The organism is Pseudomonas sp. Ma2-10 (assembly GCF_054330215.1).
Genome location: NZ_JBTEYL010000003.1, coordinates 88007 through 112393 on the forward strand (window position 1 = coordinate 88007; position 24387 = coordinate 112393).

The following is a 24387-nucleotide window of genomic DNA, read 5'->3' on the forward strand; positions in this document are numbered from 1 at the left end:
AATTCAGCGAAGCGTTACAGTCGACCCAGATCATTGACAAGAGCTAGCAACATCACTCCGATCACCAAACTGATACCGATCTGTATCCCCCAACCCTGCACCCGATCCGACAAGGGGCGACCACGCGCCCACTCGATCAGATAAAACAACAAATGCCCCCCATCCAGTACAGGAATGGGCAACAAATTCAGAACCCCCAAGCTAATACTCAGATAAGCAAGGAAATTCAGGAAATCAGCGACACCCGACTGGGCAGAAGCGCCCGCCACTTTAGCAATGGTTATCGGTCCACTCAAGTTTTTTACCGAGAGCTCACCGAACAACATTTTCTTGAGTGAGTCGAGGGTCAGTACGCTCATGGTCCAAGTGCGTCGAGCACCCTCCCCAATCGCTGCCACAGGACCATAACTAATTTCGCGAATCATCTCTGGAGGCCAATCAACTGCCTTCACCCCAGCCCCCAGATAACCACTGGGCGCCTTCTTCTCGCCGCGAGAGGCCAGCGTCACAGGGACGTCAATTTGAGCACCATCACGCTCGACGCGCAGCATGATTTTGGTATCAGGGTGCATACGGACCGTGTCCACCACCTGCTGCCAGTCCTCAAGCGATTTACCGTCCAGCGCCAACAGTCGGTCACCGGTCTTCAGGCCAGCAGCCTGTGCCGGGCCTTTCGGGTCAAGTTCGGCCAAGACCGGCGGCAGCGCCGGACGCCAAGGGCGCAAACCCAGCGAACGAATCGGATCTGGCTCATCGGCACCCTTGAGCCATTTATCCAGCATCAGCTCACGGGGCGACTCCGCCGTGGAACCCTGATCACGGACCAGCAACTGCAGGGAACCGCTCTCCCCAAGACGACGGACCAACTGCAGGTTCACCGCGGCCCAGCCGGAAGTTGGCTCGCCATCGATGGCAATGATTTCCTGGCCCGCGCTCAAACCAGCCTTGGCGGCAATACTGCCGGATTCGACTGCACCAATGACCGGGCGCACTTGCTCGCTGCCGACCATGGCGAGCACCCAGAAAAAAAATATCGCCAGTAAAAAGTTGGCAATCGGACCCGCTGATACGATAGCGATACGCTGGCGGACGGATTTGCGATTGAAGGACTGATCAAGCTGCTCAGCCGGCACTTCGCCTTCGCGCTCGTCGAGCATTTTCACGTAACCGCCCAGCGGGATCGCGGCGACGACGAACTCGGTGCCTTTCTTGTCGTGCCAGCGCAGCAACGGCATACCGAAGCCCACGGAGAAACGCAGCACTTTGACCCCACAGCGACGTGCGACCCAAAAATGCCCGAATTCGTGGAAGGTAACCAGCACACCCAAAGCCACCAGGGTGCCGACAATCATATAGAGCGCGCTCATCTACTTTCTCCGCAATCCTGTCCTGTGCCGCATGGGTCAACGTATTGCAGCACTTACCGCCCGTGACGACTCAACCATTGTTCGGCCAGTACTCGCGCTTTCGCGTCGGCCGTGAATACTGCCTCGAGATCCTCGACCGCCACCACGGGCTCGAGATTCAACACTTCTTCGATGATACTCGCGATTTCCGGGTAGCGAACCCGCCCGTTGAGAAAGGCAGCGACCGCCACTTCATTCGCCGCATTAAGCATGGCCGGCGCGCTATTGCCGGATTCGGCTGCCTGACGCGCAAGACGCAGACACGGGAATCGCTCTTCATCAGGCGCCTGGAAGTCCAGCCGTGCAATTGCAAACAGATCCAGCGGTGCAACACCCGAATCGATTCGCTCCGGCCAGGCCAGCGCGTTGGCGATCGGCGTGCGCATGTCAGGGTTACCTAACTGGGCCAATACCGAACCGTCGATGTAATCGACCAGCGAATGAATCACGCTTTGAGGATGAATCACCACTTCGACCTGGGACGGCTTGGCATCAAACAGCCAGCAGGCTTCGATTAACTCCAGCCCCTTGTTCATCATGCTGGCCGAATCCACCGAAATCTTGCGCCCCATGGACCAGTTCGGATGGGCACACGCTTGCTCAGGGGAAACATGCACCAGTTCAGCCATAGGGGTCTGTCGGAACGGACCGCCAGAGGCTGTGAGTAAAATCCGACGTACCCCGACGGCACCTAGCCCACGAGCGAAATCCTGTGGCATGCACTGGAAAATCGCGTTGTGCTCGCTGTCGATCGGCAGCAGCACCGAACCACTCTTGCGCACCGCCTGCATGAACAGCGCACCAGACATCACCAGTGCTTCTTTGTTGGCCAAGAGGATTTTCTTGCCGGCTTCGACCGCCGCCAGAGTCGGTCGCAAGCCTGCTGCGCCAACGATGGCCGCCATGACCGCATCGACCTCAGGATCGGAAGCAACCTGACACAGGCCCTCCTCACCCACCAGCACGCGAGTCGACAGACCTGCGGCGCGCAAATCGTCCTGCAAGCCTCGGGCAGCACCCGCCTCAGGCACCACGGCGAACCGCGGCGCATGGCGAACGCACAGCGCCAACAGCTCGCTCAGGCGGGAGAAACCGCTCAAGGCGAAAACCTGATAACGCTCGGGATGGCGAGCGATGACGTCAAGCGTGCTCAGACCAATCGAACCGGTCGCCCCCAGGACGGTAATCTGCTGCGGGCGGCTCACGGCGCGGCCATCCACAGCAGTACCGCGAACACTGGAATCGCTGCCGTCAGGCTGTCGATACGGTCCAGCACGCCGCCGTGCCCCGGAAGCAGATTACTGCTGTCCTTGATCCCGGACTGACGCTTGAACATGCTTTCGGTGAGATCACCTACCACCGAGATAAATACGATGATGGCTGCACCAATCAGACCTTTGAACAGCTGCGCCACGGTCCAGTCTCGAACCAGACCGACAATAACAGTAATGACCAGACTCACCGCGAGGCCGCCATAGACGCCCTCCCAGCTTTTGCCGGGACTGACCTGTGGCGCCAGCTTGCGCTTGCCAAAGGCCCGGCCGGAGAAGTAAGCACCGATATCAGCGCCCCAGACCAGCACCATCACCGCCATGATCAGCCAGTTACCCAAAGGCGCCTGCTTGATCTGAATCAGACCTTGCCAGGCTGGCAGCAGGATCAGCAGACCGATCACCAGCTTGCAGGCCGCACTGGACCAAAGCTCGCTGGAGCGCGGATAAGTCAGCACCAGATAGGTTGCAACACCCCACCAAAGCACCGAAGCGCCCAACACCCAAGGCGCAAGCCCAGGCAGGATATGCATGACAAACAGCATCAACGCGACGATAGCCGCACAAGCAACGCGGATCGGCTGCTCAGTGAAGCCCGCCAGGCGTGCCCATTCCCAGGCACCGAGGGTCACGACCAGCCCGATGAACAGCGCGAAACCGGTGCCTTCGAGCAGAAAAAACCCGCACAAAGCAATCGGCAGCAGGATCAGCGCGGTGATGATTCGTTGTTTAAGCATTAAATCCGGGCTCCAGCCTCGACCTGCTCGCTCGTTTTACCGAAGCGGCGCTGCCGAGAAGCAAAATCGGCCAGCGCGGTACGCATGGCATCGTGTTTGAAGTCCGGCCAGAACAGGTCGGAGAAGTACAACTCGGCGTAAGCGAGCTGCCATAACAGAAAATTACTAATGCGATGCTCGCCACCGGTACGGATGCACAAGTCCGGCAACGGCAAATCGCCGGTAGCCAAGCAGGCTTGCAACAGTTCCGGGGTAATGTCTTCCGGACGCAGGTGCCCGGCCTGAACTTCCCGAGCCAGACGCTGTGCGGCCTGCGCGATATCCCACTGCCCACCATAGTTGGCAGCTATCTGCAGAACGAAGCGATTGGTGCCCGCCGTCATAGCCTCAGCTTCACGCATGGCAGCCTGAAGCTCTGGATGAAAGCGCGAACGGTCGCCAATGATGCGCAAACTGATGTCGTTTTCGTTCAGGCGCTTGGCCTCGCGACGCAATGCCTTGAAGAACAGATCCATCAAGGCGCTGACCTCGTCGGCCGGGCGCTGCCAGTTCTCGCTGGAGAAGGCGAACAGAGTCAATACTTCGACCCCGGCCTCAGCACACACCTCGATCACCGCACGAACCGCATCCACGCCCGCTTTATGACCGGCAACACCGGGCATAAAGCGCTTTCTCGCCCAGCGATTATTACCATCCATGATGATCGCGACATGGCGCGGCACCGCGGACGGCGCAGTCTGCTTGGTCTTTTCCATGAAAACGTGACCCTTATACGGCCATCAGGTCTTTTTCTTTCTGCGCCAAATTCGCGTCGATTTCAGCCACGTACTTTTTGGTCAGATCATCAATTTCGCCAGCGCCCCGACGCTCTTCGTCTTCACTGATTTCTTTTTCCTTGACCAGATCCTTGAGCTGGCTGTTCGCATCACGACGGATGTTGCGCACCGCAACACGGGCATCTTCAGCAACATCACGAGCCTGCTTGGTGAAGCCCTTACGGGTTTCTTCGGTCAGCGCCGGCATGGAGATCAGCAGCAATTCACCCAGGTTGGTCGGGTTGAGGTTCAGACCCGCGCTACCGATGGCTTTGTCGACGGCTCCCAGCATGTTGCGCTCAAAGGCAACGACTTGCAGGGTACGGGCGTCTTTAACGGTGATGTTCGCCACCTGCTTGATCGGAGTGTCAGAGCCGTAATACGGCACCATCACGCCTTCCAGAATGCTTGGATGCGCCTGGCCAGTACGAATACGGCCGAAGTTGTGCATCAGCGATTCGACGGATTTCTGCATACGCTCTTTAGCGTCTTTCTTGATTTCGTTGATCATTGTTGGCCTTCCTCGATCAGGGTCCCTTCAGCGCCGCCATGCACGATGTTCAGCAGGGCGCCGGGCTTGTTCATGTTAAATACACGCAGCGGCATCTTGTGGTCGCGGCACAGGCAAATGGCGGTCAGATCCATCACCCCCAGCTTGCGATCCAGCACTTCATCGTAAGTCAGATGATCGAACTTCTCAGCATGTGGGTCTTTGAATGGGTCAGCGGTGTAGACGCCATCGACCTTGGTCGCCTTGAGCACGACATCGGCATCGATTTCGATTGCACGCAAGCACGCTGCCGAATCCGTGGTGAAGAACGGATTGCCGGTGCCGGCCGCGAAAATCACGACTTCCTTGGCGTTCAAGTGGCGCATGGCTTTGCGGCGATCATAGTGATCGGTTACGCCAACCATGGAAATGGCCGACATCACGATGGCCGAGATATTGGCACGTTCCAGCGCATCGCGCATGGCCAGGGCATTCATCACAGTGGCCAGCATCCCCATGTGGTCACCGGTAACCCGATCCATGCCGGCCGCGCTCAGCGCTGCACCACGAAACAGGTTGCCGCCGCCGATCACCAGACCGACCTGAACACCGATGCCGACCAGTTGGCCGACTTCCAGCGCCATGCGATCCAGAACTTTCGGATCGATCCCGAACTCTTCCGAGCCCATCAGGGCCTCGCCGCTAAGCTTGAGTAGAATGCGTTTATAGCGAGCCTGATAACCACTGCCCTGCTGAGCCATTGCGAATCTCTCCTGCGGCGTATTTTAAAAATTCTTTGCGAGCTGTTTACAGCTGGCGCTCACTCTAGCTTGGCGCTGCTTCAACGCCATCGGAACATGGCTTTGTAAGCCAGTTCCAAAGGGAAACCAATTAAAAATTGATACCCCATCTGAAAAGAGGCTGCGCGCGTAAGCGGGCAGCCTCTTCAGGGCGACAGTTAAAAAACCGTCTTATTGCTTGGCGGCAGCCAGCTGGGCAGCAACTTCTTCAGCGAAGTTGTCGACCGGCTTCTCGATGCCATCGCCCACTTTGAAGTAGGTGAAAGAAACGATTTCAGCACCGGCTTTCTTAGCCAGTTCGCCCACCTTGATTTCAGGGTTCTTGACGAACGCCTGCTCAACCAGGCTCGCTTCAGCCAGGAACTTGCTGATACGGCCTTTGACCATGTTTTCAACAATGTTTTCTGGCTTGCCGGCGATCTTGTCAGCGTTAAGGGTCAAGAAGACGCCTTTTTCGCGCTCGACCGCTTCAGCGGAAACTTCCGATGGCAGCAGGAATTCAGGGTTGGTCGCCGCTACGTGCATGGCGATGTCTTTGGCCAGCTCGACGCTGCCGCCTTTAAGGGCAACCACAACACCGATCTTGTTGCCGTGCAGGTAACCACCAACAACATCACCTTCAACGCGAGCCAGGCGACGGATGTTGACGTTTTCGCCAACCTTGCCGACCAGAACCAGGCGATCGGCTTCTTGAGCGGCGATCAGTGGAGCAACGTCAGTCAGTTTGTCAGCGAACGCTTTTTCAACGCTGGAAGCGACAAATGCCTTGAAGTCATCTTGCAAAGCCAGGAAGTCGGTCTGCGAGTTCACTTCCAGCAGAACAGCGGACTTACCGTCTTCTTTCAGAGTGATTGCGCCTTCAGCAGCTACGTTGCCTGCTTTCTTGGCAGCCTTGATAGCGCCGGAAGCACGCATGTCATCAATGGCTTTTTCGATGTCGCCGCCGGCCTTGGTCAAGGCCTTTTTGCAATCCATCATGCCTTCGCCAGTACGCTCACGCAGTTCTTTAACCAACGCTGCAGTAATCTCTGCCATTTCAAAAATCCTCTTGGATAGGTTATCAACCATTCCACCCGATCGAACGGGCGTTCAATTCTTCCCGAAATACCTTTGTAAGTCGCTGCACGTTACAGAAGCTGTAGCTGCGCTACCGACAAATGGTTTTCGAGGTGGCAAAAAGGGGGCCAAGCCCCCTTTTTGCTTACTGAGTCAACGCCAAGGCGTCAATTACTCAGCTGCTGCTACCGGAGCTTCTTCAACGAACTGCTCGGTGCCGCCAGCAACGTGGTTGCGACCGCGGATGACAGCGTCAGCCATCGAACCCATGTACAACTGGATAGCGCGGATTGCGTCATCGTTGCCTGGGATGATGTAGTCAACGCCTTCCGGGCTGCTGTTGGTATCGACTACGCCGATAACCGGGATGCCCAGCTTGTTGGCTTCGGTGATCGCGATGCGCTCGTGATCAACGTCGATAACGAACAGAGCGTCTGGCAGACCGCCCATGTCCTTGATACCACCCAGGGAACGATCGAGCTTCTCAAGATCGCGAGTGCGCATCAGCGCTTCTTTCTTGGTCAGCTTGGTGAAAGTACCGTCTTCGGCTTGCACTTCAAGGTCACGCAGACGCTTGATGGAAGCACGGATGGTTTTGAAGTTGGTCAGCATGCCGCCCAACCAGCGGTGATCGACGTACGGCGAACCGCAACGTGCAGCTTCTTCAGCAACGATCTTGCCAGCGGAACGCTTGGTGCCGACGAACAGAATCTTGTTTTTGCCCTGGGCCAGACGCTCTACGAAAGTCAGAGCTTCGTTGAACATTGGCAGGGTTTTTTCAAGGTTGATAATGTGAATCTTGTTACGCGCGCCGAAAATGTATTTACCCATTTTCGGGTTCCAGTAACGGGTCTGGTGACCGAAGTGCACACCGGCCTTCAGCATATCGCGCATGTTGACTTGGGACATGATAGTTCCTTAATAAGTCGGGTTTGGCCTCCACGTATCCCAATGACCAACCAGCAGCATCAGCTGAAGGCACCCAGGTCATCGTGTCGACACGTGTGTGGATTTAAGCCTTTCGGGGTATCCCCGGAAAGCGGCGCATTTTATATCACAGGGCTGCAAAAAACGGAACCCGGATTCTCAATTCTTGGCGCGCGCCTTCATCTACGCCCTTGGAATCGCTCAAGAATGCGCCTATCTATAGAGAGATGCGATGCACAGAGGCTCAGATTTGCGCTGATCGTCTGTTAGAATCGCGTTTTTCAGGGCCCGCGTAAATTGATCGCGCAATGCCCATTTCGAATTAGTCAGCGCCGTTGAGCGCAGAGAGAGCCTGTATGACCGTCACCCTCAAAACCCCAGAGGACATCGCAAAAATGCGCATCGCCGGCAAACTGGCCGCCGATGTGCTGGAGATGATTGCCGAACATGTCAAACCGGGCATTACCACTGAAGAACTGGACCGCATCTGCCACGACTACATCGTCAACGAGCAGAAAGCCATCCCTGCCCCGCTCAACTACAAGGGCTTCCCGAAGTCGATCTGCACCTCGATCAACCACGTAGTCTGCCACGGCATTCCGAATGACAAGGCCTTGAAGGATGGCGATACGCTGAACATCGACGTCACCGTCATCAAGGACGGTTACCACGGCGACACCAGCCGCATGTTCCACGTTGGCACCGTGCCGGTCTGGGCCGTGCGCCTGTCGCAGATCACCCAGGAATGCATGTACAAGGCCATCGAAATCGTCAAACCCGGCTGCCGCCTGGGCGACATCGGTGAAGTCATTCAGAAGCACGCTGAAAAGAACGGTTTTTCCGTGGTTCGCGAATTCTGCGGTCACGGCATCGGCAAGGTGTTCCATGAAGAGCCGCAGATCCTGCACTACGGCCGCGCTGGCACCGGCATGGAACTGAAAGCCGGCATGACGTTCACCATCGAGCCGATGATCAATCAGGGCAAAGCCGACACCAAGGTATTGGGCGACGGTTGGACCGCGATCACCAAGGACCGCAAGCTGTCGGCACAGTGGGAACACACCCTGCTGGTAACCGAAACCGGTTACGAGATCTTCACCCTGCGCGCCGACGACACCATCCCGCGCGTTTCGGCCTGATCCGAGCCGCGCAGCGCCTCAGCCTTACAGACAGGAAAGCCAATCGATGCCACAGGTGGATCCCGAACTCTTCGACCGTGGCCAGTTCCAGGCTGAACTGGCCCTGAAGGCAAGCCCGATCGCGGCCTTCAAGAAGGCGATTCGCCAGGCCCGCGAGGTGCTCGACGAGCGCTTTCGCAACGGCCGCGACATTCGCCGGTTGATTGAGGATCGCGCCTGGTTCGTCGATAACATCCTGCAAAAGGCCTGGGAGCAGTTCAGCTTGAGTTCCGAAGCCGGCATCGCGCTGGTCGCGGTCGGCGGCTACGGTCGCGGTGAGTTGCACCCGTATTCCGACATCGATTTGCTGATCCTGCTGGACAGCGCCGATCACGAAGTTTTCCGAGATTCCATCGAGCGTTTTCTGACGCTGTTGTGGGACATCGGCCTTGAAGTCGGTCAGAGCGTGCGCTCGGTGGACGAATGCGTCGTTGAGGCCCGCGCCGACCTGACGGTAGTCACCAACCTGATGGAAAGCCGTACCATCTGCGGCCCCGAGTGCTTGCGCCAGCGCATGCTGGACGTCACCAGCACCGCGCACATGTGGCCGAGCAAGGACTTCTTCCTGGCCAAGCGCGCCGAGCAGAAGGCCCGACACCACAAGTACAACGACACCGAATACAACCTGGAACCCAACGTCAAAGGCTCGCCCGGCGGCCTGCGGGATATCCAGACGATTCTGTGGGTGGCCCGGCGTGAATACGGCACCCTGAACCTGCGGGCCCTGGCCGGCGAAGGTTTCCTGGTCGAGAGCGAAAACACGCTGCTGGCCTCCTCCCAGGAATTCCTGTGGAAGGTTCGTTACGCCCTGCACATGCTCGCCGGCCGTTCCGAAGACCGCTTGCTGTTTGATCACCAGCGCACCATTGCCGGGCTGCTGGGATTCAAAGGCGATGACGCCAAGCAATCCATCGAAAACTTCATGCAGCAGTATTACCGGGTGGTCATGAGCATTGCCCAGCTCAGCGACCTGATCATCCAGCACTTCGAGGAAGTCATTCTCGCGCCGGAAGCCAAAGCGCCACCGCAGCCAATCAACTCTCGATTCCAGCTGCACGACGGTTACATCGAGGCGCGCAACGACAATGTGTTCCGCCGAACTCCGTTTGCCATGCTGGAGATCTTCGTCCTGATGGCCCAGCAGCCGGAAATCAAAGGCGTGCGCGCCGACACCATTCGTCTGCTGCGAGAGAACCGTCACCTGATCGACGACGATTTCCGCAACGACATCCGCAATACCAGCCTGTTTATCGAACTGTTCAAGTGCAAGATCGGCATCCACCGCAACCTGCGACGAATGAACCGTTACGGCATCCTCGGACGCTACTTGCCGGAGTTCGGCTTCATCGTCGGACAGATGCAGCACGACCTGTTTCACATTTACACGGTCGACGCTCATACCCTGAACCTGATCAAACATCTGCGTAAGTTGCAATACACCCAGGTGTCGGAAAAATTCCCACTGGCCAGCAAGCTCATGGGCAAACTGCCCAAACCCGCGCTGATCTACCTGGCCGGCCTGTACCACGACATCGGCAAGGGCCGGCATGGCGACCACTCGGAAATCGGCGCAGTGGATGCCGAAGCCTTTTGCCAGCGCCATCAATTGCCGGTGTGGGACAGCCGCCTGATCGTCTGGCTGGTGCAGAACCATTTGGTGATGTCGACCACCGCCCAGCGCAAGGACTTGTCCGACCCACAGGTCATCCACGATTTCGCGCAGATCGTCGGCGACGAAACCCACCTCGATTACCTGTACGTGCTGACCGTCGCCGACATCAACGCCACCAACCCGACGCTGTGGAACTCCTGGCGCGCCAGCCTCTTGCGTCAACTCTATACCGAGACCAAACGCGCCTTGCGCCGCGGCCTGGAAAACCCGGTCGACCGCGAAGAGCAGATTCGCCAGACCCAGAGCGCCGCACTGGACATTCTGGTACGCGGCGGCACCGATCCGGACGACGTCGAGCAACTATGGGCGCAATTGGGTGATGACTACTTCCTGCGCCACACCGCCGGCGACGTGGCCTGGCACAGTGACGCGATTCTCCAGCAGCCGGCCGACGGCGGGCCGTTGGTGCTGATCAAGGAAACCACTCAGCGCGAGTTCGAAGGCGGCACGCAGATTTTTATCTATGCGCCGGATCAACACGACTTCTTCGCCGTGACCGTGGCCGCGATGGACCAGCTCAACCTGAACATTCACGACGCCCGGGTCATCACCTCCAGCAGCCAGTTCACCCTTGACACCTACATCGTGCTCGACACCGACGGCGACTCAATCGGCGATAACCCGGCGCGAGTCAAACAGATTCGCAAGGGCCTGACCGAGGCCCTGCGCAACCCGGACGACTACCCGACCATCATTCAGCGTCGGGTACCTCGCCAGCTCAAGCATTTCGCGTTTGCGCCACAAGTGACGATCCACAACGACGCCCAGCGTCCAGTGACCGTGCTGGAACTCAGCGCCCCTGACCGCCCTGGCTTGCTGGCGCGGATCGGCACGATTTTCCTCGAATTCGATCTGTCGCTGCAGAACGCCAAGATTGCGACCCTCGGCGAGCGCGTGGAAGACGTTTTCTTCATCACCGACGCAAACAACCAGCCATTGTCCGACCCATTGCTGTGCAGCCGCTTGCAGGATGCAATCGTCGAACAGCTGACCGTCAGCAACGAACCCGATATCAAACTGTCGCGCATCAGCATCTGATTGCGCATCAGGATTCAGCCGCTTTGAACGAGACCCCGTACCGATGAACAACGCTCTGAACCAGTTGCAGCCCTACCCGTTCGAGAAGCTCCGCGCCCTGCTCGGCAGCGTCACGCCAAACCCGGACAAGCGCGCCATTGCGCTGTCTATTGGCGAGCCAAAACACCGCTCGCCGAGCTTTGTCGCCGAAGCCCTGGCAAGCAATCTGGATCAGATGGCCGTGTACCCGACCACGCTCGGCATTCCGGCCCTGCGTGAAGCCATCGCCGCGTGGTGCGAACGTCGTTTCAGCGTTCCGAACGGCTGGCTTGACCCGGCGCGCAATGTGCTGCCGGTCAACGGCACTCGTGAAGCGCTGTTCGCCTTCACCCAAACCGTGGTCAACCGTGGTGACGATGCACTGGTGGTCAGCCCGAACCCGTTCTATCAAATCTACGAAGGTGCGGCGTTCCTTGCCGGGGCCAAGCCGCATTACCTGCCATGCCTGAACGAAAACGGTTTCAACCCGGACTTCGATGCCGTTTCGCCAGACGTCTGGAAACGCTGCCAGATCCTGTTCCTGTGCTCGCCGGGCAACCCGACCGGCGCACTGATCCCGGTCGAAACCCTAAAGAAGCTGATCGCCCTGGCCGACGAATACGACTTCGTGATCGCCGCCGACGAGTGCTACAGCGAACTGTACTTCGACGAACAAACCCCGCCGGCCGGCCTGCTCAGCGCCTGTGTGGCGCTGGGGCGCAAGGACTTCAAGCGTTGCGTGGTGTTCCATAGCCTGTCCAAGCGTTCCAACCTGCCGGGCCTGCGTTCGGGTTTTGTGGCCGGCGATGCGGACATTCTCAAAGGTTTCCTGCTGTATCGCACTTATCACGGCTGCGCGATGCCGGTTCAGACCCAATTGGCCAGCATCGCGGCGTGGAATGACGAAGTGCATGTCCGTGCCAACCGTGCGCTGTATCGCGAGAAATACGATGCAGTGCTGGAAATCCTTGGCCCCGTGATGGACGTGCAGCGCCCGGATGGCGGTTTCTACCTGTGGCCGAACGTTGAAGGCGACGACGAGGCGTTCTGCCGTGATCTGTTTGTGGAAGAACACGTGACCGTGGTGCCGGGCTCTTATCTGTCTCGTGAAGTTGATGGTTTCAATCCGGGCGCCGGACGCGTGCGAATGGCCTTGGTCGCGCCGCTGGCCGAATGTGTAGAAGCGGCCAAGAGAGTTCGCGACTTCATTATCCGCAACAAGTAAATATTACTGCCCGCACTGTGCAACGCAGTGCGGGCATTTTTATATAGCCAGTTACACTTCATCAGAAGTTAAAGCTCACTGAACTGCAGAGTTCCCCTTACTCTCATGCAGCGCATTAGCGTGCGCACTCACACAACCTTACTTCAAGGAAGAAGTAGCCAATGAACAGTATTGAAGACTGCACCCTTATCCAGTGGCCCGACGATCAACAATCCTATGAAGCCGCCATCAACGAGAACCCTGAGAATGCCGGCATCGGCGGCGGCACTCGTCGCAAGCGCTCTCTGATCAATTACTCAAAGCTGTGGGCAAACGGACGCACACTCAAAATCGCGTTTATCGACGGCCCCGACGATGAACACAAACAGAAGATCATCAAAGCAGCACGCCGATGGCTGCCCCATATCAATCTGCGCTTCGACTTCGTTGATGGGCTGGAAGGTGATATCCGAATCGCCACAAAAAACAATGACAACAGCTCAATGCTGGGCACCGACGCGTTGTTGATTCATCCCGACTGGCCGACCATGAACCTGGGGGTCAAACCCGAGCATGAAGACTTCGAGGTGATCGTGACTCACGAATTTGGTCACGTCTTGGGAGCCATGCACGAACATCAACACCCCGATGCCAATATTCCCTGGGATAAACCGAAGGTGTATGAGTTCTACCAGAATAGAGAGATGAATCCGTTGACCAAAGAGCAGGTCGATAGAAATCTCTTTGAGCCCTTCAATACAATCGAGGCGATTTATACGCCGTACGACAGAAAATCCATCATGCACCACCCGGTCGCTAACACGCTGACACTGGGCCACTGGAAAATCCCTACCAACCGCAAGATCAGTAAAAAAGACAAACAACTGATGAGGAAGCTTTATCCAAAGCGGTGAAACACGCACCGGGTGGTGGCGACGGAGGCGGCATCAATTTAACAAGGAGTTGGTGTCCGTTTTTGTAGCGGCAAGTCCAACCACCCTGTAACAAACACTAAGAAATCACAACTTTACCCCCTACCCCTCCAACAACTAACCTCCAACCTTACCGAAACTTTCCAACCTACTTGATAACGACCAACAAGGACACCGTCAATGCCAAACTTTAAACCCTGTGAAATCATCAAAAGCAGTCATGAACTGACTTCCTATGAAGCCGCCACGTCTGAACGCCTCGACAATTCCACTCAACATGAATCAAATCGAAAAAAACGAAGTGTCGCTGAACACACGAAATACTGGAAACCTGGCAGAACATTAAAGATCGCAATCACCCGAGATGACGAGGACTTGTTCCAGGCAGTAAAGGCGGCTGCCAGCAAATGGCTACCCTACGTCAACCTCACGTTCAATTTTATCGAGCTTCCTGAAGACGACATGGAATACGAGGGGGATATCCGCGTTTACTTGTCTCATCACTATGATGGGACCGGGGGGTCTGAAATCGGAACAGATGCTCTGGCGGTTCCAGCTCATCGTCCAACCATGTTCCTGGGAACCGACTACTCCTCGCCCCGCTTTGAAGTCACCGTTATTCATGAGTTCGGACACGCTTTGGGTTTGATGCACGCGCATCAACATCCTGAGGCAAGCATTCCTTGGGACAAGGAAAAAACCTACGAGTTGTACCAACAAAATTTTGGTTGGTCGAGGGCGGAGGTGGATCAGAACGTTTTTCCTCTCCCGCGCGATGCCAGCCAGACTTATGCCGCGTATGACCGACATTCGGTCATGCACTATGAGATATCCAACGAATACACCGAGGGTAATTGGAAGCAAACAGAAAACCCACATATCAGCGCAGCCGACATCGCGTTTATTCGCCGAATTTACCCCTAAGTGTCTATCCAGCCAATCGCCTGTTACACCGATCTTATTCACCAATGGGAGTTCCCCACTGACAAGGCACTTACGTCGACACTTCCCCCGCGACAAAAAAACAGCTTCAAACTTACTCAGCACTTAAATGATTACCGAAACACGCAAAAGTGCTGACAGCAAATAGTGATTCAGGTATTGCCCCGCCGACGCGGCACAAAGGTCGCACCCGACCCGGTCGCCGCTCAGGCCGCCGGGTAACACCTGGACGTGGCTGAGGCCGAAACCGTCCGGTCATGGCATAATCCGTCACCTTTAATGTCCAGCACCTGCAAAGGGGGCAATTCCTTGACCGTTTCAAGCACAACGTTGCACCTTTTCGGCATCAAAGCCTGCGACACCATGAAAAAGGCGCGCACCTGGCTCGATGAACACGCTGTCAGCTATGACTTCCATGATTACAAAACGGCCGGCATCGACCGTGAACACCTGAGCCAATGGTGCGACGAGCACGGCTGGCAAGTGGTGCTGAACCGTGCAGGCACGACCTTTCGCAAGCTCGACGACGAACGCAAAGCCGATCTCGACCAGCCGAAAGCCATCGAACTGATGCTCGCACAACCCTCGATGATCAAGCGCCCAGTGCTTGATCTCGGTGACCGAACCCTGATTGGCTTCAAGCCAGATATCTACGCGGCAGCGCTCAAGTAAGGCAGCCCGTTCCATTTTGTTAGAGGTATCAACATGTCCACTACCCTGTTCAGCCTGGCCTTTGGTGTCGGCACTCAAAACCGTCAAGGCGCATGGCTGGAAGTGTTTTACGCGCAGCCACTGCTCAACCCTTCGGCCGAACTGGTCGCTGCTATAGCGCCAGTTCTGGGCTACACCGAAGGCAATCAGGCCATCGCGTTCACTACCGCTCAGGCCTCGCAACTGGCTGAAGCGCTGAAAAGCGTCGACGCGACCCAGGCTGCCTTACTGACCCGTCTGGCCGAAAGTCACAAACCGCTGGTCGCGACCATTCTGGCCGAAGACGCTCAGTTGACCTCCACCCCAGAGGCTTACCTCAAGCTGCACCTGCTGTCCCATCGCCTGGTCAAGCCGCACGGCCTGAACCTGGCCGGTGTGTTCCCGCTGCTGCCGAACGTGGCATGGACCAGCCAGGGCGCAATCGACCTGGCCGAACTGGCCGAACATCAACTTGAAGCCCGTCTGCGTGGCGAGCTGCTGGAAGTGTTCTCGGTGGACAAGTTCCCGAAAATGACCGAGTACGTGGTTCCGGCCGGCGTGCGTATCGCTGACGCGGCCCGCATTCGTCTGGGCGCCTATGTCGGAGAAGGCACCACCGTGATGCACGAAGGTTTCGTCAACTTCAACGCGGGCACCGAAGGTCCGGGCATGATCGAAGGCCGCGTTTCCGCTGGCGTATTCGTCGGCAAGGGTTCGGACCTGGGCGGCGGTTGCTCGACCATGGGCACCCTGTCGGGCGGCGGCAACATCGTGATCAAGGTTGGCGAAGGCTGCCTGATCGGCGCGAACGCCGGAATCGGCATTCCATTGGGCGATCGCAACACCGTTGAATCAGGCCTGTACGTGACCGCGGGTACTAAAGTGGCGCTGCTGGACGAAAACAACGAACTGGTCAAAGTCGTGAAAGCGCGTGAACTGGCCGGTCAACCTGACCTGCTGTTCCGTCGCAATTCGCAGACCGGTGCCGTGGAATGCAAAACCCACAAATCGGCTATCGAACTGAACGAAGCGCTGCACGCTCACAACTAAGCAGCGACTCGATGTTAGTAGAGCGGCCAGGCGCGTATCATCAGCGTCCGGCCTGCTCAAACGAGTCTTGACCACCATGCTTGTGCCCTCTCCCTGGCGCGCCGATTTTCCGGCCATCGCCGCATTGCAACGGCAAGACCAGACGTATCTGGACAACGCCGCCACCACGCAAAAACCTCAAGCCCTGCTGGATGCCCTGGCGCATTACTACGCCAACGGCGCGGCCAACGTGCATCGGGCGCAACACTTGCCCGGCGCCCACGCCACCCAGGCGTTCGAGGCCAGCCGCAGCAAAGTCGCTCACTGGCTTAATGCCGGCGATTGCGGGCAGATCATCTTTACCCATGGCGCAACGTCTGCGCTGAACCTCTTGGCTTACGGCCTGGAACATCTTTTCAATCCGGGCGATGAAGTTGTCATCAGCGCTCTGGAGCATCACGCCAATCTGTTGCCGTGGCAGCAACTGGCCCACCGTCGCGAGCTGAAGCTGGTGATCCTGCCACTGGACGCCGACGGTTTGATCGACCTTGATGCCGCCGCGCAATTGATCGGTCCGCGAACCCGTTTGCTGGCGGTCAGTCAGCTGTCCAACGTGCTCGGCGCCTGGCAGCCGTTGCCCGCCCTCTTGACGATGGCCAAGGCGCATAACGCGCTGACCGTGGTCGATGGCGCCCAAGGCGTGGTTCATGGCCGGCATGACGTGCAGGCGCTGGGTTGCGACTTCTATGTGTTTTCCAGCCACAAGCTCTACGGCCCCGACGGCCTGGGCGTGCTGTTCGGTCGCAATGAAGCGCTTGAGCAACTGCGCCACTGGCAACTGGGCGGCGAAATGGTGCTGGATGCCGATTACCACAGCGCTCGGTTCCGCCCGGCGCCACTGGGTTTTGAGGCGGGTACGCCGCCGATTGCCGGTGTGATTGGTTTGGGGGCGACGCTGGATTATCTTGCGGGGCTTGATCAGGACGCTGTGTCCGCCCATGAAGCAGCGCTGCACGACTATTTGCTCAAAGGCCTTGAAGCGCGCGACGGCATTCGGTTGCTGGGCAAGCCGCAACTGGCGCTGGCCAGTTTTGTCGTCGAGGGTGTGCATAACGCTGATTTGGCGCATTTGCTGACGGAACAGGGGATCGCGGTGCGCGCCGGTCATCACTGCGCCATGCCGCTGCTCAAGCGTTTTGATCTGGCTGGGGCCATCCGGGTGTCGTTGGCGCTGTACAACGATTCCGAAGATCTGGAACGGTTCTTTGAAGCGCTGGATCAGGCGCTGGAGTTGTTGCGATGAACTTGCCCGCCGAGGCGGTCACGGCGCTGGAGGTTTTTCAGAATGCTGCCGGCTGGGAACAACGGGCGCGACTGTTAATGCAGTGGGGCGACCGTCTGCCGGCGTTGAGCGATGTGGAAAAGGTCGATGCCAACCGCGTGCATGGCTGCGAAAGTCAGGTATGGCTGGTGGGTAACTTGAAGGAGGGTCACTGGCAGTTTGCCGCGAGCAGCGATGCGCGGTTGATTCGCGGGCTGGTGGCGTTGCTGCTGGCGCGGGTTAACGGGCTGTCAGCCGTTGAGTTGCAACAAGTGGATTTGCCGGATTGGTTCACTCAACTGGGGCTTAGCCGACAGCTGTCGCCGTCGCGCAGTAATGGCCTCAATGCCGTGCTACAGAGCATGCGAGAAATCGCCGCCTGACTGATCGTTCCCACGCTGCGAGGGATCGATCGGTCAGGCCGGTTTGACCCGATCCGCCGGACGCCGCACTCCGGCAACAATCTTATCCACCGCTTTGGTCGCCGCGACCATGCCAAATGTCGCCGTCACCATCATCACCGCACCAAACCCTCCGGCGCAGTCGAGCTTCACACCGTCACCGACAAAACTCTTCTGCAAACAAATGCTGCCATCCGGTTTCGGGTAGCGCAGTTGTTCGGTGGAAAAAACGCACGGCACGCTGTAATGGCGGGTCACGGTGCGTGAGAAGTTGTAATCCCGGCGCAAGGTCGAGCGCACTTTCGAAGCCAACGGATCATTGAAGGTCCGGTTCAAGTCGCACACCTGAATCAACGTCGGATCAATCTGCCCACCCGCGCCGCCGGTGGTGATGATCTGAATCTTGCGGCGCTTGCACCAGGCAATCAGCGCCGCCTTGGCATTCACGCTGTCGATGCAATCAATGACGCAGTCGATGTTCGGCGTGATGTATTCGGCCATGGTTTCGCGGGTGACGAAATCCGCCACCGCGTGCACAGTGCAGTCCGGATTGATCCCGCGCAGGCGCTCGGCCATCACCTCGACCTTGGGTTTGCCAACGGTGCTGTCCAGCGCGTGCAACTGACGGTTGGCGTTGCTGACGCAGACGTCGTCCAGGTCAAACAGCGAAATTTCGCCCACGCCACAACGGGCGACGGCTTCCGCCGCCCAGGAACCGACGCCACCAACGCCGACGATCGCCACGTGGGCCGCACGCAAACGCGCCAGGCCGTCGATGCCATACAACCGGGCGATGCCTGCAAACCGCGGATCTTCTGTACTCATGACCATTACCCCAAAAACCGGCGCGCATTATAGGGCCACAGCGAGAGAACTTTTAACCTTCCAGCGACAAGTGTAAGAACTTATGTGAAAACAGAGTGCCCAATGTCGGGCATTTCCCTGTTCACTGTACGGTCATAGAACCTCCAGTGTAGGATGCGCGCCCCTGCCATCTGGCAGCCAGCCGCAAACCGTTCCTTCGTTCCACAGCCTTTGGAACCTGAATAAGCTATGTCATCGCGTAAATTTGGACTCAACCTGGTCGTGGTGCTTGCCATCGCAGCCTTGTTTACCGGCTTCTGGGCGCTGATCAATCGCCCCGTCACCGCCCCCAACTGGCCTGAACAGATCTCCGGCTTTTCGTACTCGCCGTTCCAGCAAGGCCAGTACCCACAAAAAGAGCAATACCCGACCGACGATGAAATTCGTCGCGATCTGGAGATCTTGAGCAAGCTGACGGACAACATCCGTACTTACTCCGTCGATGGCAGCCTGGGGGATATTCCCACGCTCGCCGAAGAATTCGGTTTGCGCGTGACGCTGGGTATCTGGATCAGCCCGGATCTTGCGCGCAACGAGCGTGAAATCCTGCGCGCCATTGACCTGGCCAATACCTCCCGCAGCGTGGTTCGCGTCGTGGTCGGTAACGAGGCGATCTTCCGCAAGGAAATCAACGCCGAACAATTGAGCGTGATCCTTGATCGCGTCCGCGCGGCAGTAAAAGTACCGGTGACAACCTCCGAGCAATGGCACGTTTGGGAAGAGAACCCGAGCCTGGCCAAGCACGTCGACCTGATCGCCGCCCACGTCCTGCCGTACTGGGAACATGTTCCGATGGAGCAGTCCGGGCAGTTCGTACTCGACCGGGCCCGTGACCTGAAAAAGATGTTCCCGAAAAAACCGCTGCTGCTGTCGGAAGTCGGCTGGCCGAGCAACGGCCGTATGCGCGGCGGCTCCGATGCGTCGCCGGCAGACCAGGCGATTTATCTGCGGACCTTGGTCAACACGCTCAATCGCCAGGGCTTCAACTACTTCGTGATCGAAGCCTTCGACCAACCGTGGAAGGCCAGTGACGAAGGTTCCGTGGGCGCTTACTGGGGCGTTTTCAACGCCGCGCGCCAGCAGAAATTCAACTTTGAAGGCCCGGTCGTCGCAATCCCGCAATGGCGCGTGCTGGCCATCGGTTCGGTGGTATTGGCTCTGCTGTCGCTGACCTTGCTGATGATCGACGGCTCGGCGCTGCGCCAACGTGGCCGCACCTTCCTGACCTTCATCGCGTTCCTCTGCGGTTCGGTGCTGGTGTGGATCGGTTACGACTACAGCCAGCAATACAGCACCTGGTTCAGCCTGACGGTGGGCTTCTTGCTCGCCCTCGGCGCACTCGGGGTGTTTATCGTATTGCTGACAGAGGCGCATGAACTGGCCGAAGCGGTCTGGACCCACAAGCGCCGGCGTGAGTTCCTGCCGGTGGTGGGTGATTCGGACTACCGACCAAAAGTCTCAATTCACGTGCCGTGCTACAACGAGCCACCGGAGATGGTCAAACAGACCCTCAACGCGCTGGCCAATCTCGATTACCCGGACTTCGAAGTCCTGATCATCGACAACAACACCAAGGACCCGGCGGTCTGGGAACCGGTGCGCGACTATTGCCAAACCCTCGGCCCGCGCTTCAAGTTCTTCCACGTCGCCCCACTGGCCGGCTTCAAGGGTGGTGCGCTCAATTACCTGATTCCGCACACCGCCAAGGACGCCGAAGTGATTGCGGTGATCGACTCGGACTACTGCGTCGACCCGAACTGGCTCAAACACATGGTGCCGCACTTCGCCGATCCGAAAATCGCCGTGGTGCAGTCGCCGCAGGATTACCGCGACCAGAACGAAAGCACCTTCAAGAAGCTCTGCTACGCGGAATACAAAGGTTTCTTCCACATCGGCATGGTCACCCGTAACGACCGTGACGCGATCATCCAGCACGGCACCATGACCATGACCCGGCGCTCGGTGCTCGAGGAACTGGGCTGGGCTGACTGGTGCATCTGTGAAGACGCCGAGTTGGGTCTGCGCGTGTTCGAGAAAGGCCTGTCAGCGGCGTATTACCACACCAGCTACGGCAAAGGCCTGATGCCCGATACCTTTATCGACTTCAAGAAACAGCGTTTCCGCTGGGCTTACGGAGCGATTCAGATCATCAAGCGTCACACCGCCAGTTTGCTGCGCGGCAAGGACACCGAGCTGACCCGTGGCCAGCGTTATCACTTCCTCGCGGGCTGGTTGCCGTGGGTGGCGGACGGCATGAACATCTTCTTCACCGTTGGCGCCTTGTTGTGGTCGGCGGCGATGATCATCGTGCCGCAGCGGGTCGATCCACCGTTGTTGATTTTCGCGATCCCGCCATTGGCATTGTTCGTGTTCAAGGTTGGCAAGATCATCTTCCTCTACCGGCGTGCGATGGGGGTCAACCTGAAGGATGCGTTCTGCGCGGCATTGGCAGGGTTGGCGTTGTCGCACACCATCGCCAAAGCGGTGCTGTACGGCTTCTTCACCAGCAGTATTCCGTTCTTTCGCACCCCGAAAAACGCCGATAACCACGGCTTCTGGGTGGCGATTTCGGAGGCGCGTGAAGAGGTGTTCATCATGTTGCTGTTGTGGGGCGCGGCGCTGGGGATCTTCCTGGTGCAAGGCCTGCCAAGCAACGACATTCGCTTCTGGGTGGCAATGTTGCTGGTGCAGTCGCTGCCGTACCTCGCAGCGCTGATCATGGCGTTCTTGTCCTCTCTGCCAAAACCGGCAGCCGAGGCCGAGCCCCTACCCGCGGTCTAAATCGCTACAGATGCACTAAACGGCGGCCAATGGCCGCCGTTTTGCTTTAAGATAACCGCCATTTTGCGCGCCTTGCCCCCAGCTTTCGGAGTTCCCCATGACGGCCCACGCCGACCTTTCGCCGACCCTTCAACTCGCCATCGACCTGATCCGCCGTCCGTCCGTGACGCCGGTCGACGCCGATTGCCAGAAGCAGATGATGCAGCGCCTGGGCGATGCCGGTTTTGCGCTTGAGCCAATGCGCATCGAAGATGTGGATAACTTTTGGGCGACCCACGGCAAACACGATGGCCCGGTGCTGTGCTTCGCCGGCCACACCGACGTGGTGCCGACCGGCCCGGTGACCGCCTGGCAAATCGACCCGTTCAACGCAGTGATCGACGAACACGGCATGCTCTGCGGCCGTGGTGCGGCGGACATGAAAGGCAGCCTCGCGTCCATGACCGTGGCGGCCGAGCGTTTCGTCACCGACTACCCGGATCACAAAGGCAAGGTCGCTTTCCTGATCACCAGCGACGAAGAAGGTCCGGCGCACCACGGCACCAAGGCTGTCATTGAGCGCCTCGTCGCGCGCAAGGAACGCCTGGACTGGTGCATCGTCGGCGAGCCGTCGAGCACCACGCTGGTGGGTGATGTGGTCAAGAACGGCCGTCGCGGCTCCCTCGGCGCCAAACTGACCGTGCGCGGCGTACAAGGTCACGTGGCTTATCCGCACCTGGCGAAGAACCCGATCCACCTCGCCGCCCCGGCCCTGGCCGAACTGGCCGCCGAGCATTGGGACCATGGCAACGATTTCTTCCCGCCGACCAGCTTCCAGATCTCCAACGTCAATTCCGGCACTGGCGCCACCAACGTGATCCCGGGGGATCTGGTGGCGGTGTTCAACTTCCGCTTTTCCACTGAATCCACCGTCGAAGGCCTGCAAAAGCGCGTTGCCGACATCCTCGACAAGCATGGCCTGGACTGGCACATCGACTGGGCGCTTTCCGGCCTGCCGTTCCTCACCGAGCCGGGTGCGTTGCTGGATGCCGTTGCGTCGAGCATCAAGGACGTGACCGGTCGCGAGACAAAAGCCTCCACCAGCGGCGGTACCTCCGACGGACGCTTCATTGCGACCATGGGCACACAAGTGGTTGAACTGGGCCCGGTCAACGCGACGATCCACCAGGTCAACGAGCGCGTGCTGGCTGCCGACCTCGATGTGCTGACCGAAATCTATTACCAGACCCTGATCAAGTTGCTCGCCTGATGCTCGCCTGCCCGATCTGCAGCGAACCGCTGAACGCGGTGGACAACGGCGTGGCCTGCCCCGCCGGGCATCGTTTCGACCGTGCGCGTCAGGGGTACTTGAACCTGTTACCGGTGCAGCACAAGAACAGCCGCGACCCTGGGGATAACCTGGCGATGGTCGAAGCCCGACGCGATTTTTTGAATGCCGGCCATTACGCGCCGGTGGCCAAGCGTCTGGCCGAACTGGCTGTGCAATACGCGCCCCAACGCTGGCTGGACATCGGTTGTGGCGAGGGCTACTACACGGCGCAAATCGCCGAAGCCTTGCCGAACGCCGACGGTTACGCGCTGGATATTTCCCGGGAAGCCGTCAAGCGCGCCTGTAAGCGCAACCCGCAACTGACCTGGTTGATCGCCAGCATGGCGCGGGTGCCGTTGGCCTCCGGCAGCTGCCAGTTTCTTGCCAGCGTCTTCAGCCCGCTGGACTGGGAGGAAGCCAAACGCTTGCTCAGCCCCGGCGGCGGCTTGATGAAAGTCGGGCCGACCAGCGGCCATCTGATGGAATTGCGCGAACGTCTGTACGACGAAGTGCGTGAATACACTGACGACAAGCATCTGGCGCTGGTGCCGGAAGGCATGACGCTGCAACACAGTGAAACCCTGGAATTCAAACTGACGCTGGAAAAGGCTCAGGACCGTGCGAACCTGTTGGCCATGACCCCCCACGGCTGGCGCGCCAGTGCCGAACGCCGGGCGGCGGTCATCGAACAGGTCGAGCCGTTCGAGGTCACTGTTTCAATGCGCTACGATTATTTCGTACTTCAATAAATATTCATTTTTTGGTCTTCGGCATTTGCCGTAGGCCGGCTAAATCCGCGAATGGATTTTTCAGACCCGCAGTGAGGACATCCATGCGCCAACCCGATATCGAGATTTACCTGAAAGACGCCGACGTCGACTACAAGGCCGTCGCGGCCTGGCTCGGCACTGCTTTGGGCCCATGCACCGACTGGGTCCAGAAAGGCCAGACCTACAAGTGCAAGGCCGGCAACGTATCGGTCACCTGGTTGCCGAAAGCCGTGGGCAAATGGAACAGCCTGTTCCTGGACAGCGACCAGACCCCGTGGGAAGACGACATCGCCTGCGCCCGCGCAGCGTTTGCCGCGCTGAACGTCGAAGTGCGTTGCGCGCCGGGTAGCTGGGTCGAGGAAGAAGGTGAAGAGACAGCGGATCGCTGGATGCGCATCAGTGCGGATGGTGAAGAAGAAATCACCTGGAAAACGGCCTAAAAGCTGTACACAAAACCTGTGGGAGCGAGCTTGCTCGCCCCCACAGTGGTTATGGGTGATCCATAAAATACGGATTACAGACCTACCACATCCTCAGCCTGCAAGCCCTTCTCGCCAGTCACCACGCCGTATTCCACCTGCTGACCTTCAGCCAGGGAGCGATGCCCTTCGCCGCGAATCGCGCGATAGTGCACGAACACGTCCACCCCGTCCTCGCGCTGAATGAAGCCGTAGCCCTTGGCGTCGTTGAACCACTTCACATTGCCGGTTTCGCGCGTAGCCATGTCAGTACCCCC

Annotated in this window: 23 protein-coding genes; 13 read left to right on the forward strand and 10 right to left on the reverse strand. The window is 58.4% G+C overall.

The genetic code is table 11. The features are described from left to right. Positions 1-14 precede the first annotated feature (14 nt). The 8 genes from rseP to rpsB all read right to left on the reverse strand — a co-directional run bounded on the left by rseP (position 15) and on the right by rpsB (position 7484). The gene (gene rseP, locus ACXPVS_RS05490; protein WP_458509015.1) at positions 15-1367 is read right to left on the reverse strand and encodes a sigma E protease regulator RseP; all 1353 of its coding nucleotides are present in this window, start codon (positions 1365-1367) and stop codon (positions 15-17) included. Positions 1368-1420: 53 nt separating this feature from the next. After that, the gene (gene ispC, locus ACXPVS_RS05495; protein WP_458509016.1) at positions 1421-2611 is read right to left on the reverse strand and encodes a 1-deoxy-D-xylulose-5-phosphate reductoisomerase; all 1191 of its coding nucleotides are present in this window, start codon (positions 2609-2611) and stop codon (positions 1421-1423) included. After that, a complete protein-coding gene (locus tag ACXPVS_RS05500; protein WP_458509017.1) occupies positions 2608-3414 on the reverse strand; it encodes a phosphatidate cytidylyltransferase in 807 nt (268 codons plus the stop codon). Before ACXPVS_RS05500 ends, ispC begins: the two co-directional genes overlap by 4 nt. Further along, positions 3414-4169: a polyprenyl diphosphate synthase gene (uppS, locus tag ACXPVS_RS05505; RefSeq protein ID WP_458509018.1), complete on the reverse strand. Its 756-nt coding sequence runs from the start codon at positions 4167-4169 to the stop codon at positions 3414-3416. Before uppS ends, ACXPVS_RS05500 begins: the two co-directional genes overlap by 1 nt. 13 nt (positions 4170-4182) lie before the next feature. Continuing rightward, positions 4183-4740 carry a ribosome recycling factor gene (frr, locus tag ACXPVS_RS05510; protein ID WP_458509019.1) on the reverse strand — a complete coding sequence of 186 codons (558 nt, stop codon included), beginning with the start codon at positions 4738-4740 and terminating at the stop codon, positions 4183-4185. Further along, positions 4737-5480 (reverse strand): UMP kinase, encoded by a 744-nt coding sequence (gene pyrH, locus ACXPVS_RS05515; protein ID WP_003172271.1) that lies wholly within the window; start codon positions 5478-5480, stop codon positions 4737-4739. Before pyrH ends, frr begins: the two co-directional genes overlap by 4 nt. A 210-nt stretch (positions 5481-5690) precedes the next feature. Beyond that, positions 5691-6554: a translation elongation factor Ts gene (gene tsf, locus ACXPVS_RS05520; protein WP_458509020.1), complete on the reverse strand. Its 864-nt coding sequence runs from the start codon at positions 6552-6554 to the stop codon at positions 5691-5693. Between the two features lie 192 nt (positions 6555-6746). Continuing rightward, on the reverse strand, positions 6747-7484 hold the full coding sequence (gene rpsB / locus ACXPVS_RS05525; protein ID WP_201195514.1) for a 30S ribosomal protein S2: 738 nt from the start codon (positions 7482-7484) through the stop codon (positions 6747-6749). Between the two features lie 374 nt (positions 7485-7858). Between rpsB and map the strand changes: the two genes are divergently transcribed. From map to ACXPVS_RS05570, 9 genes are all read left to right on the forward strand, one after another. Further along, positions 7859-8641, forward strand: a complete 783-nt coding sequence (gene map / locus ACXPVS_RS05530; protein ID WP_458509021.1) for a type I methionyl aminopeptidase — start codon at positions 7859-7861, stop codon at positions 8639-8641. 46 nt (positions 8642-8687) lie between these two features. Further along, the gene (locus ACXPVS_RS05535) at positions 8688-11390 is read left to right on the forward strand and encodes a [protein-PII] uridylyltransferase (RefSeq protein ID WP_458509022.1); all 2703 of its coding nucleotides are present in this window, start codon (positions 8688-8690) and stop codon (positions 11388-11390) included. 43 nt (positions 11391-11433) lie between these two features. After that, positions 11434-12633: a succinyldiaminopimelate transaminase gene (gene dapC / locus ACXPVS_RS05540; protein ID WP_458509023.1), complete on the forward strand. Its 1200-nt coding sequence runs from the start codon at positions 11434-11436 to the stop codon at positions 12631-12633. 161 nt (positions 12634-12794) lie between these two features. Continuing rightward, positions 12795-13526, forward strand: a complete 732-nt coding sequence (locus ACXPVS_RS05545) for a M12 family metallopeptidase (protein WP_458509024.1) — start codon at positions 12795-12797, stop codon at positions 13524-13526. 198 nt (positions 13527-13724) lie between these two features. Continuing rightward, positions 13725-14468, forward strand: coding sequence for a M12 family metallopeptidase (locus ACXPVS_RS05550; protein ID WP_458509025.1), 744 nt, complete (start codon positions 13725-13727; stop codon positions 14466-14468). A 297-nt stretch (positions 14469-14765) separates the two neighbouring features. After that, on the forward strand, positions 14766-15158 hold the full coding sequence (locus ACXPVS_RS05555) for an ArsC family reductase (RefSeq protein WP_458509026.1): 393 nt from the start codon (positions 14766-14768) through the stop codon (positions 15156-15158). Positions 15159-15191: 33 nt separating this feature from the next. Then, positions 15192-16226: a 2,3,4,5-tetrahydropyridine-2,6-dicarboxylate N-succinyltransferase gene (dapD, locus tag ACXPVS_RS05560; protein ID WP_458509027.1), complete on the forward strand. Its 1035-nt coding sequence runs from the start codon at positions 15192-15194 to the stop codon at positions 16224-16226. Positions 16227-16302: 76 nt separating this feature from the next. Then, a complete protein-coding gene (locus ACXPVS_RS05565; RefSeq protein ID WP_458509028.1) occupies positions 16303-17508 on the forward strand; it encodes an aminotransferase class V-fold PLP-dependent enzyme in 1206 nt (401 codons plus the stop codon). Further along, a complete protein-coding gene (locus tag ACXPVS_RS05570; RefSeq protein ID WP_458509029.1) occupies positions 17505-17909 on the forward strand; it encodes a SufE family protein in 405 nt (134 codons plus the stop codon). Before ACXPVS_RS05565 ends, ACXPVS_RS05570 begins: the two co-directional genes overlap by 4 nt. Before the next feature lie 33 nt (positions 17910-17942). Here the strand turns inward: ACXPVS_RS05570 and tcdA are convergent, their stop codons facing one another. Then, positions 17943-18752: a tRNA cyclic N6-threonylcarbamoyladenosine(37) synthase TcdA gene (gene tcdA, locus ACXPVS_RS05575; RefSeq protein ID WP_458509030.1), complete on the reverse strand. Its 810-nt coding sequence runs from the start codon at positions 18750-18752 to the stop codon at positions 17943-17945. A 228-nt stretch (positions 18753-18980) separates the two neighbouring features. Between tcdA and ACXPVS_RS05580 the strand changes: the two genes are divergently transcribed. The 4 genes from ACXPVS_RS05580 to ACXPVS_RS05595 all read left to right on the forward strand — a co-directional run bounded on the left by ACXPVS_RS05580 (position 18981) and on the right by ACXPVS_RS05595 (position 24091). After that, positions 18981-21572, forward strand: coding sequence for a glycosyltransferase (locus ACXPVS_RS05580; RefSeq protein ID WP_458509031.1), 2592 nt, complete (start codon positions 18981-18983; stop codon positions 21570-21572). A 97-nt stretch (positions 21573-21669) separates the two neighbouring features. After that, positions 21670-22821 carry a succinyl-diaminopimelate desuccinylase gene (gene dapE, locus ACXPVS_RS05585; RefSeq protein ID WP_123365795.1) on the forward strand — a complete coding sequence of 384 codons (1152 nt, stop codon included), beginning with the start codon at positions 21670-21672 and terminating at the stop codon, positions 22819-22821. After that, positions 22821-23630, forward strand: a complete 810-nt coding sequence (locus tag ACXPVS_RS05590) for a putative RNA methyltransferase (protein ID WP_458509032.1) — start codon at positions 22821-22823, stop codon at positions 23628-23630. Before dapE ends, ACXPVS_RS05590 begins: the two co-directional genes overlap by 1 nt. 83 nt (positions 23631-23713) lie before the next feature. Then, positions 23714-24091, forward strand: a complete 378-nt coding sequence (locus tag ACXPVS_RS05595; protein WP_074879738.1) for a hypothetical protein — start codon at positions 23714-23716, stop codon at positions 24089-24091. A 74-nt stretch (positions 24092-24165) separates the two neighbouring features. Here ACXPVS_RS05595 and ACXPVS_RS05600 read toward each other — a convergent pair whose 3' ends face one another. After that, complete coding sequence (locus tag ACXPVS_RS05600; RefSeq protein ID WP_008146705.1) at positions 24166-24375, reverse strand: cold-shock protein; 210 nt, start codon at positions 24373-24375, stop codon at positions 24166-24168. Positions 24376-24387 lie beyond the last annotated feature (12 nt).

Excerpts from the sequence above, each read along its gene's own strand:
- rseP (WP_458509015.1), bottom strand. The coding sequence starts at position 1,367 with ATGAGCGCGCTCTATATGATTGTCGGCACCCTGGTGGCTTTGGGTGTG.
- ACXPVS_RS05500 (WP_458509017.1), bottom strand. The coding sequence starts at position 3,414 with ATGCTTAAACAACGAATCATCACCGCGCTGATCCTGCTGCCGATTGCT.
- uppS (WP_458509018.1), bottom strand. The coding sequence starts at position 4,169 with ATGGAAAAGACCAAGCAGACTGCGCCGTCCGCGGTGCCGCGCCATGTC.
- frr (WP_458509019.1), bottom strand. The coding sequence starts at position 4,740 with ATGATCAACGAAATCAAGAAAGACGCTAAAGAGCGTATGCAGAAATCC.
- pyrH (WP_003172271.1), bottom strand. The coding sequence starts at position 5,480 with ATGGCTCAGCAGGGCAGTGGTTATCAGGCTCGCTATAAACGCATTCTA.
- tsf (WP_458509020.1), bottom strand. The coding sequence starts at position 6,554 with ATGGCAGAGATTACTGCAGCGTTGGTTAAAGAACTGCGTGAGCGTACT.
- rpsB (WP_201195514.1), bottom strand. The coding sequence starts at position 7,484 with ATGTCCCAAGTCAACATGCGCGATATGCTGAAGGCCGGTGTGCACTTC.
- map (WP_458509021.1), top strand. The coding sequence starts at position 7,859 with ATGACCGTCACCCTCAAAACCCCAGAGGACATCGCAAAAATGCGCATC.
- ACXPVS_RS05535 (WP_458509022.1), top strand. The coding sequence starts at position 8,688 with ATGCCACAGGTGGATCCCGAACTCTTCGACCGTGGCCAGTTCCAGGCT.
- dapC (WP_458509023.1), top strand. The coding sequence starts at position 11,434 with ATGAACAACGCTCTGAACCAGTTGCAGCCCTACCCGTTCGAGAAGCTC.
- ACXPVS_RS05545 (WP_458509024.1), top strand. The coding sequence starts at position 12,795 with ATGAACAGTATTGAAGACTGCACCCTTATCCAGTGGCCCGACGATCAA.
- ACXPVS_RS05550 (WP_458509025.1), top strand. The coding sequence starts at position 13,725 with ATGCCAAACTTTAAACCCTGTGAAATCATCAAAAGCAGTCATGAACTG.
- ACXPVS_RS05555 (WP_458509026.1), top strand. The coding sequence starts at position 14,766 with ATGTCCAGCACCTGCAAAGGGGGCAATTCCTTGACCGTTTCAAGCACA.
- dapD (WP_458509027.1), top strand. The coding sequence starts at position 15,192 with ATGTCCACTACCCTGTTCAGCCTGGCCTTTGGTGTCGGCACTCAAAAC.
- ACXPVS_RS05565 (WP_458509028.1), top strand. The coding sequence starts at position 16,303 with ATGCTTGTGCCCTCTCCCTGGCGCGCCGATTTTCCGGCCATCGCCGCA.
- ACXPVS_RS05570 (WP_458509029.1), top strand. The coding sequence starts at position 17,505 with ATGAACTTGCCCGCCGAGGCGGTCACGGCGCTGGAGGTTTTTCAGAAT.
- tcdA (WP_458509030.1), bottom strand. The coding sequence starts at position 18,752 with ATGAGTACAGAAGATCCGCGGTTTGCAGGCATCGCCCGGTTGTATGGC.
- ACXPVS_RS05580 (WP_458509031.1), top strand. The coding sequence starts at position 18,981 with ATGTCATCGCGTAAATTTGGACTCAACCTGGTCGTGGTGCTTGCCATC.
- dapE (WP_123365795.1), top strand. The coding sequence starts at position 21,670 with ATGACGGCCCACGCCGACCTTTCGCCGACCCTTCAACTCGCCATCGAC.
- ACXPVS_RS05590 (WP_458509032.1), top strand. The coding sequence starts at position 22,821 with ATGCTCGCCTGCCCGATCTGCAGCGAACCGCTGAACGCGGTGGACAAC.
- ACXPVS_RS05595 (WP_074879738.1), top strand. The coding sequence starts at position 23,714 with ATGCGCCAACCCGATATCGAGATTTACCTGAAAGACGCCGACGTCGAC.
- ACXPVS_RS05600 (WP_008146705.1), bottom strand. The coding sequence starts at position 24,375 with ATGGCTACGCGCGAAACCGGCAATGTGAAGTGGTTCAACGACGCCAAG.